General features: G+C 61.4%; 9 protein-coding genes. 7 read left to right on the top strand and 2 right to left on the bottom strand.

What is annotated here, in order from left to right:
- On the top strand, positions 1 to 225 hold a 225-nt coding region (locus tag ACQY7U_RS10455), incomplete at its 5' end, for a hypothetical protein (RefSeq protein ID WP_428644193.1).
- A 120-nt stretch (positions 226 to 345) separates the two neighbouring features.
- Positions 346 to 1,755, top strand: a complete 1,410-nt coding sequence (locus ACQY7U_RS10450; protein WP_428644191.1) for an SLC13 family permease — start codon at positions 346 to 348, stop codon at positions 1,753 to 1,755.
- Positions 1,756 to 1,795: 40 nt separating this feature from the next.
- Here the strand turns inward: ACQY7U_RS10450 and ACQY7U_RS10445 are convergent, their stop codons facing one another.
- Positions 1,796 to 3,022, bottom strand: coding sequence for a hypothetical protein (locus ACQY7U_RS10445; RefSeq protein WP_428644189.1), 1,227 nt, complete (start codon positions 3,020 to 3,022; stop codon positions 1,796 to 1,798).
- 148 nt (positions 3,023 to 3,170) lie between these two features.
- Here ACQY7U_RS10445 and ACQY7U_RS10440 point away from each other — a divergent pair, with 148 nt between their 5' ends.
- Positions 3,171 to 4,037 carry a DUF3883 domain-containing protein gene (locus ACQY7U_RS10440; RefSeq protein ID WP_428644187.1) on the top strand — a complete coding sequence of 289 codons (867 nt, stop codon included), beginning with the start codon at positions 3,171 to 3,173 and terminating at the stop codon, positions 4,035 to 4,037.
- Positions 4,038 to 4,137: 100 nt separating this feature from the next.
- Here the strand turns inward: ACQY7U_RS10440 and ACQY7U_RS10435 are convergent, their stop codons facing one another.
- Positions 4,138 to 4,746: a TetR/AcrR family transcriptional regulator gene (locus tag ACQY7U_RS10435; RefSeq protein ID WP_428644186.1), complete on the bottom strand. Its 609-nt coding sequence runs from the start codon at positions 4,744 to 4,746 to the stop codon at positions 4,138 to 4,140.
- Positions 4,747 to 4,921: 175 nt separating this feature from the next.
- On the opposite strand from ACQY7U_RS10435, the gene ACQY7U_RS10430 reads away from it, so the two are divergent.
- The 4 genes from ACQY7U_RS10430 to ACQY7U_RS10415 all read left to right on the top strand — a co-directional run.
- Entirely contained in the window at positions 4,922 to 5,470 is a 549-nt protein-coding gene (locus tag ACQY7U_RS10430; RefSeq protein ID WP_428644184.1) for a carboxymuconolactone decarboxylase family protein, read from the top strand.
- Positions 5,471 to 5,546: 76 nt separating this feature from the next.
- Entirely contained in the window at positions 5,547 to 6,011 is a 465-nt protein-coding gene (locus ACQY7U_RS10425; protein ID WP_428644182.1) for a DUF1348 family protein, read from the top strand.
- 70 nt (positions 6,012 to 6,081) lie between these two features.
- A complete protein-coding gene (locus ACQY7U_RS10420; protein WP_428644181.1) occupies positions 6,082 to 6,888 on the top strand; it encodes a sensor histidine kinase in 807 nt (268 codons plus the stop codon).
- 196 nt (positions 6,889 to 7,084) lie between these two features.
- Positions 7,085 to 7,736: isochorismatase family protein (locus ACQY7U_RS10415; RefSeq protein WP_428644178.1), on the top strand; the 652-nt coding region annotated here is incomplete at its 3' end.

Here is a 7,736-nt window from a genome sequence, read left to right as displayed (position 1 = left end):
CTTGCTCAGGAGAAATACGTGCCAATGATCATGTCTGTCGGCGCCAGCAGGGTTCAGATGGTGCGGACCGGGCCCTTAACATTTTCCGTCATCACCGAATATGCGGATGCGGCCACCGCGGAAGCGGCACAGGCGCGGATTGCGGAAATCAGGGCCAAAGCGGCGGATGAACTTCCGATGAGCATGGTCAGTACAGAAGCCGGCGAGGTTTTTGCCAGCGGTTGATCGTCTGCGGTCAAGGTCACCGCTTCCGCTGCCTGGGGCGTTCTTCCCCGCACTTTCCCTGACTTGCATTGCCGGACCCGGGTCTCCAATCTTCGGCGGAGAGGCTAGGGGAGAGACACTTTGAGCTGGAAACCGGGGTGGCTATCCCTTTCGGCAGTTGCCAACATAACGGGACTTGTTGTGGCGCTTGCAGGCGTGGCGCTGCCACCGCTGGCGGGCCTTGATGCCGGGGCGCAGGCCGCCGGTGGTATCGGCCTGCTGATGGCGGTCCTGTGGGTGACGGAAACGGTGCCGCTGGCGGTGACGGCGCTCATTCCCGTGGTTCTTTTTCCGCTTGCCGGCGTTGCCTCGCTCGCAGATCTGTCCGGATCCTATGCCAACCCGGTCATCTTCCTCTTTCTCGGAGGCTTCATGATCGCCAAGGGGATCGAGAAATGGGGCCTGCACCGGCGGCTGGCCTTCGCGATCCTGGCCCGGACCCATGGCGAGCCACGCCGCGTCGTCCTTTCGGTCATGGCAGCGACTGCGTTTCTGAGTCTCTGGATCAGCAACACGGCCTCAACCATGGTCGCAGCGCCCATCGCCGCTTCGATTGCTGCAATGCGCGGCAAGGACGACGGTTTCGGCACGGCGCTGATGCTGGGCGTTGCCTATGCCGCCACCATCGGTGGCATGGGCTCGCTGATCGGGACGCCGCCCAATGCGCTCTTTGCCGCCTATATGGCGGAGACCCATGGCATTGTCATCGGCTTCGCGGAATGGATGCTGGTCGGCCTGCCCGTCGTCATCGTGCTCTTGCCGGTCACCTGGGTCTTCCTGACGCATGCCGCCTTCAGGATCGGTCCGGAGCCGATCACGCTCGATTTTTCAAACGCCACGCCGCTCTCCAGGGGCGAAAAGCGGCTGGCCGTTGTGGCCGGGCTGACGGCGCTCGGCTGGATCACAAGGCCGCTGGTCTCCGAAGCCTTTCCCGGCCTTGCCTTGAGCGATGCCGGCATCGCGATGACCGGTGCGCTGGCGCTCTTCGTCATCGGCTCAGGTGTGCGTCCGGGCGAACGCCTGCTTGATTGGGAAACGGCGGCCAGCCTCAGATGGGACGTCCTGATCCTCTTCGGGGGCGGCCTGTCGCTCGCCACGGCCATCGAGCGCACCGGCCTTGCCGCCTGGATCGGCGTTCAGGCCGAAGGTCTGGAAGGCCTGCCGACGCTCTGGATCCTCCTGTCGATGAGCCTCGTCATAGTCTATCTCGGCGAACTTGCTTCCAACACGGCGATGGCCGCGATCTTCCTGCCTGTCGCCGGAGCCGCCGCCGTCGGCATCGGCGCCGATCCGCTCACCTTCACACTCCCCGTGGCGCTCGCTGCTTCCATCGGCTTCATGCTTCCCGTCGCCACCCCGCCCAACGCCATTGTCTTTGCGAACCCGCTGGTCACACGCCCCGCCATGCTGCGTGCCGGGGCCCCGCTGGACCTCATCGGCATCGCGGTCGCCCTTCTGGCCGGGCTGGTGATGGGGCCGATGGTGTTTTGAGGTACGACCGGCCGGTGGTGTCCATGCCTTCACGGAAGGTTCATGGCCACTTGTGTGGCCCGGTGCCGTAGCCGGCGCTATGCCCGCCCTTTATGTTTCCCAGGATGGTCCCCTTCGGCTGCGGCACATAGCGCACCGTCTTCAGCTCGGCCATTGAAATGCCTTCACGTTTTGCATATTCGCGCACCAGCTGTTCGGCCGCCTCGTAACGGGCTTCCTGGGTGATCGCTTTGGTGCCCGCCGCGCGCAGGACCTTCATGCCGGCACCGACGCCGACGACCACCAGCACCACCTCGGCCACTTGACCGGCGCCCTTGGCGACCTTCAGGAATTTGACCGCCTTTTCCGCACCGCCTATCGTATGGTTCAGATAATCGCCGAGAAGCTGGGAGTTGTATTCGACCACATGGGTGGCCGCCAGCAGGTAGACCTGGGCCTTGATCACATCGCCGCCGGAATTCGCGTCCCAGGCTTTCATTCTCAGGTTATGGGCGCGTTTCCAGATCGACATGCTTGGAAAATTCGCGTCGCCCAGCCAGTCCGACGCCTTCAGGACAAGCCCGTTCGTATCGTTGCGGTGGGTCCAAAGATCCATGTGCCATTCCCAGCCGCGGTCATATTCCCTGTCGAAACGGGCAAAGGTACGCTTGAGCTTCGTCTGCACGTGGCCCGTCAGAACGGCATCGTAGTAGCCCGCGCCCAGGAGGGTGGTTCCAAGGAGTTCCTCACGGTCGATAATGGCGTCGTCCGTCTCGATCCGGTCACCGCCGGCGCCGAGTGTGAACCAGAACTCCCAGACGGTCGGGTCGGGTCCCTTGGCACTCCATGGGTGGTCAAGCCGCAGCCAGACCCCCTTGGCATTCAGGGTTTCTCGCACCTTCGCCAGGTATTCGGCTTCATCCGGGTTGTTGGTGCGCGGAACCAGTGCGTCAGCGGTCAGCATCTTGTTGTGATCCACGCGGATGAAGCCGTCGTTCCGGGACACATGAACCCGCTTCCGGAGTATTCTGTGTGCCCTCCTTTCCTTCGCCTTGTCGCGCAGTACAAGGTTGCCGGCGCGTGCGATCACGGCGTCTTTCATGGCCTTCTTGTAGGCCGCCTCATACATCGGATTGAGCACTGCCGCATCTAGCATGTTCTGTATCTGTCCGACCTGATCCTTGGACAGCAGCCGCGCCAGATGGGGGACGGTTGCAATGAGCGCTTCTGCTTCCGGCGCGCCCAGTTCCTTCGCCTTGCGCCGGTGGCTGCCTGATGTTTTTCCCATGCCGCTTGCCTCCAGTTTCAGGGTTCAGCTGAGAAGTATGACAGTCAGGTCGGGGCCAGTGTGTGCTGTGCGTCACACAGTCTGCGTTGTCGGCACAGGTGGCCAGATTTCCTCAGGCCCTTTTCCACCTTGAGGTGCATTTTCCGAGATGACACAGCCAAATCGTCAGAATAACTTGGCGAACATGAGTTCAGATGATTGGTCAGATGAAGAGAATGACGTCGTTGTGGCGTCCTATTTTTCGATGCTCAGCGATGAGCTGTCGGGCCGGTCGTATAACAAGGCCGCCCACAATCGATTGCTTCAGGGCCAGACCAGGCGCAGCCGAGGCTCGATTGAATTCAAACTTTGCAACGTATCAGCGGCCGCCAAAGCCTTCGGGCTTCCGATCATTCGCGGTTACCAGCCCCGGTTCAAATTTCAGATGTCGCTTGCAGAAGCGATCTCCCGTTGGCTGGCACAGAATCCGGAGTGGGAGATGGCCCTGAACGGCACACTGCCCACCGGGATGGCGGAGGCCGCGTCCTTGTTTGTCGGGATCGCGCCGACACTCAGAAATGCTCCGCCGCCGGACGAAACAGAAAAGCTGCGGGCCGTTGCTCTCCGCTTCGACGTTGCCGGGCGCGACGAAAGGAACCGCGCGTTGGGCCGGGCGGGTGAAGAGTTCGTGTTTCATCGGGAGCGGGGGCTGCTTCGGCAGCAAGGCCGTAACGATCTTGCAAGAAAAGTCCGTTGGACCTCGCAGGAAGATGGCGACGGGGCAGGTTTCGACATCGCCAGTTTTACACCGGAAGGCCGGGAACGCCTGATCGAGGTGAAAACGACCAACGGTTGGGAACGGACACCCTTTCACATTTCACGGAATGAACTGGCGGTGGCGGAGGCCAGACGTGAAGACTGGTATCTCTTCCGTCTCTACGAATTTACGCGTGCTCCCGGGGCTTTCGAACTACGCCCGCCCCTGGAAGCTCATGTAGCACTGACGGCAACAAGTTTTCAGGCAAGTTTTGGGTGACTTGAGCATCGGAAAGCTGGCAGCTCGATCCCCGTGACAAGCATTCCGTGCCGATTTCCGGAAGGCCGGAGTGCCTTGAACTACTGACTTTCATGTGTGTTTACCGGTCCGGGGCAGGGGGTGCCTGCGATTGTTGCGGAGCGGCGATTGCAATGAGGTCCTCGGCCATTTCCCTGGCGATCCTTGAGGCCTCCGGCATGCCGCGAACATGAGCGGTGGCGATTGCACCTTCCTTCAGCAGTGCCAATTTTTCCGCGAGCGCGTGGGGATCATTCGCGCCCGCTGCCCCACACAGCCTTTCGAGATGGTCGACGATGCGCTGCTTGTGCGTGGCGGCCATCTTGTGGGCCGGGTGCTTAATGTCCCCGAACTCGCTCGCCGCATTTATGAAAGCACAGCCGTTGAAGCCGAGCGGCTTGAACGCCTTGCCATTGAACCAGCTCTCCAGCGCATCGAACATTGCCAAAAGCTGCGCACGCGGATCGGGTCCGGCCTTTTCCATTTCGGTCACAAGCCAGGCGCGGAACTGCTCGTCCCTGCGCTCGAGTGCAGCCAGGATCAGGTCGTCTTTCGAGGGGAAGTGCTTGTAGAGCGTCATCTTGGCAACGCCGGCTTCGGCCAGGATCTTGTCAATGCCCGTGGCATTGAACCCATTGGTGTAGAAAAGTTTCAAGGCCGTATCGATGAGGTGGTCCCGACGGGATTTCAATTCTATCTCCATTGAGCAGACAGTTCTGTCTATTTCAATTCAGATTTAGAAGTAAATTCAATGACTTTCAAGTTCACAATTTGATGATCCACACCTTATCTTGACGAATAGACAGACCTGTCTGTATATATCTGGAGACGCAAGAACGTCAAACCCGATCCAACAGGAGACAGTCATGCCCCGCATTCATCTGCCCGCTTCCATTGAAGCGGCCCCTGCAGCCTCCCGCCCGCAGCTGGAAGCTGTGAACAAGATGCTCGGTTCGGTCCCGAACCTGTTCCGCCTCACCAGCAACAGTCCGGCGGCTCTCGAAGGATATCTCGGCCTGAACGGCGCCCTGGCGAAGGGCAACCTTACGCCTCAGACCCGCGAACGGATTGCGCTGGCGGTCGCACAGATCAACGGCTGCGACTACTGCCTGTCCGCACATACCTATCTGGGCAAGAACCTGGCCAAGCTCGACGATGCCGAAATCGCCGCGAACCGGAACGGTACGTCCTCCGACTCGAGGGCGGATGCCGCCGTCCGCTTTGCTGTCAAGCTCGTCCGCGAGCGCGGCCGGGTGTCCGCAGCTGACGTCGCCGAGGTCAAGATGGCAGGTTACAGCGAGGCAGAGGTTGTCGAGATCGTCGCCCATGTCGCGCTCAACACGCTCACCAACTACCTCAACGAGGCGTTCGAGACGCCGATCGACTTCCCGGTAGTCAGCGCGAACGCCGCCTGAGCCGACAATTGGTACCGCGGAAGGTCAGGCCCCCAACCTTCCGCGGCCCGAAAGACACCCAACAAGGCTTTGTCCCATGATCCGCCCGCCCCTTCCTCCCTTCGACGCCAAAACGGCCACCGAAAAAGTTCGCAAGGCCGAAGATGCCTGGAACAGCCGGACGCCGGAAAAGGTCGCCATGGCCTACACACCGGACAGCCGTTGGCGGAACCGTTCGGACTTCATCAGCGGCCGCGAGGAGATCGTGCGCTTTCTGACGGCAAAGTGGACGCGCGAGCAGGATTACCGCCTGATCAAGGAACTCTGGGCCTTTCAGGAAAACAGGATCGCCGTGCGCTTTGCCTATGAATGGCGCGACGCCACCGGCGCCTGGTTCCGCTCCTACGGCAACGAGAACTGGGAATTTTCGCCCGACGGACTGATGCACCTGCGCATAGCCTCCATCAACGACCTGCCCATTTGGGAAGAAGACCGGCTGTTCCATTGGCCGTTCGGTCCCCGCCCTCATGACCACCCCGACCTCTCGGACCTCGGTCTCTGAGGCCCTCCGCCGCCACCTAGCGGCCAGCAAGCTGACGTCAGCCGGCACCTTTCAAGAAAAGGATCCCGACATGCATACCGATCAGATCATCCGACAAGGCACTGGACCGGCCGATATCGCGGCCTTGTTTGCGGTAGAACCGCATTTGGACGAACCGGAACGCAACCCGTCCGGTTCCGATGCCTTCGGCAATGCCCTCTCGATCGTGGTGCATGACCTGAAGGGTCCGCTTGCCAACCTGGCGCTGCTCGTCGAGGACATCACGCGCAGCGCCGAGGACGGCGGTGAGCCGCGCATCGTGCGCAAGGCCGAGAACGCCGACCGGATCATCAGCCAGATGACCCGAATGCTGAGCGGCGTTCTAAAACGGGCCCGCAAAGGGCGCGATCCGCTATCCTGCGACAACGTTCCGGTCAACCTGCTCGACGTTCTCCAGCTGGCCTTTGCCGTCAACCAGCCCGCGGCGAAGCAAAAGGCTGTTGCGTTCCGCTGCCATGCCATCAATCCCGTTGTCGTTCAGGGCGACCAGGAGCTTCTGTTCGAGGCTTTCGACAACCTGATCGGTAACGCCGTCAGGCATTCGCCCGAGGGCGGCACGATCACCTGCGAGACCGGTCCGGCAAGCGATGGCTGCGTTCAGGTACGGATCGGTGACGAAGGACCCGGCTTCAACGCGGCAGGCCTGCTGCGGGCTTTTCGACCCTTCGTCGGTCTCTCCGAAAAAACCACCGCTGGTCAAGGCTCCAGCGGCCTCGGGCTCTGGATCACCCGCCTGATCGCCGAACGCCACGGCGGGCAAATCTCGGCCCATAACCGGCCGGACGGCGGCGCCATGATGACGCTCGAGCTTCCGGCCATCAGGCCCGACGCCTCGTAAGACTGCCATCCCAGGCTATTGAATTTCGGCGCTTTCCCGGCGCCGATCACCAAGGAAAGCGCACGTAATTCCTGATGTATCGCGGCAGCTTGTTTCCGCGAACGGGAGAGCCATGCCTCCCGGCAAGGAGTACGGAGCCGCCAACCTGGCCGAGCGGACATGACCGTGCGGCCCAACACTTGAAAGGACCACCGAAATGAAAATCAAACATGATCATGAATGCAGCTGTGGAATCACCCCTGAAAAAGTGGACCTCGCCCGCCGCAGGCTACTGGCCGGCGTTGCCGGAGCGGCGGCTGCAGGAGCGGTTGTTTCCGCAGGCGGCGAAGCGCTGGCGGCCACCGAAGAAGCGCGTGCCCAATACGCGGATCCGGACAAGCCGGGCCTGCCGCAGATCGACATGGAGATTGTTCCGGGACGCACCGCGCTGGTCGTCACCGATCCGCAGATCGACTTCCTGTCCGAGGACGGCGTGACCTGGGGCGTCGTCGGTGAAAGCGTGACCGAACAGGGCACCGTCGACAACATCGAACGGCTGTTCAAGGCCGCCAAGGCCGCCGGCATGCCAGTGTTCATCTCGCCCCACTACTACTACCCTCATGATCATGAGTGGCAGTTCGAGGGCACACTGGAAAAGACCATGCACTCCATCGGCATGTTCGATCGGCTCAGCCCGCTGTCGCTCGAGAATTTTGAAGGTTCCGGCGCCGACTGGATGCCGCAGTACAAGAAATACATCGAGGACGGCAAAACCATTGTTTGCTCGCCGCACAAGGTCTACAGCCCGGCGCAGAACGACCTCAACCTTCAGATGCGCAAACGCGGCATCGACAAGGTGATCCTGGCCG

The organism is Roseibium sp. (genome assembly GCF_050301095.1).
Lineage (GTDB): Bacteria > Pseudomonadota > Alphaproteobacteria > Rhizobiales > Stappiaceae > Roseibium.
This window is presented reverse-complemented; position numbering and strand designations above follow the sequence as displayed.